This window comes from Seonamhaeicola marinus (assembly GCF_008085455.1).
This window is the reverse complement of sequence record NZ_VSDQ01000823.1, coordinates 1-475: the sequence shown is the minus strand read 5'-3', so window position 1 is coordinate 475 and position 475 is coordinate 1. Positions and strand designations below refer to the sequence as shown.

Sequence of the window (475 nt, the reverse complement as noted above, 5' to 3'; positions counted from 1 at the left end):
TCTGTTCTGTATGTATTTATAAAGTCTATTTCAGTAGTGCCGTTCATGGTAAAATCTTCTTTATACCATTCCATTATTTGCGATGCTTCTACACGTTTCTTTTTAATATTTACCATTAAAAAATTACCATTCAATGCTTTTTTTGTTTGCGCATCCATTTGTGTATTTAATGTAGAAGGCAAATACGCTTCACTAATTAAAGGTGGGCAACCAATGGCACCACAAACCAATACAAAATGAAAACGGGCATCATTAAACTGTGCACGTAACAATTTGTGTTCAATATCATTTAGTGTTATATTTTTTCCGCCAATATTGTGTTTCACTTTATCAAAAAAACCAGCATTTGCTAATGGCGAATTGGTTGGATAATTATCAATTATACCTTTTATTACTGAAAGATTGTAAGCGTTAATCCAAAATGCCTGATATGTATTTACATTATTTTTAGTTACGTTTACTGCCTGTGCTAATG

At 31.4% G+C, this 475-nt stretch carries 1 protein-coding gene; it reads right to left on the bottom strand.

The features are described from left to right. Nucleotides 1-475 (bottom strand): DUF547 domain-containing protein (locus tag FUA24_RS23730; RefSeq protein ID WP_148545804.1); only part of this gene is annotated, 475 nt, incomplete at both ends.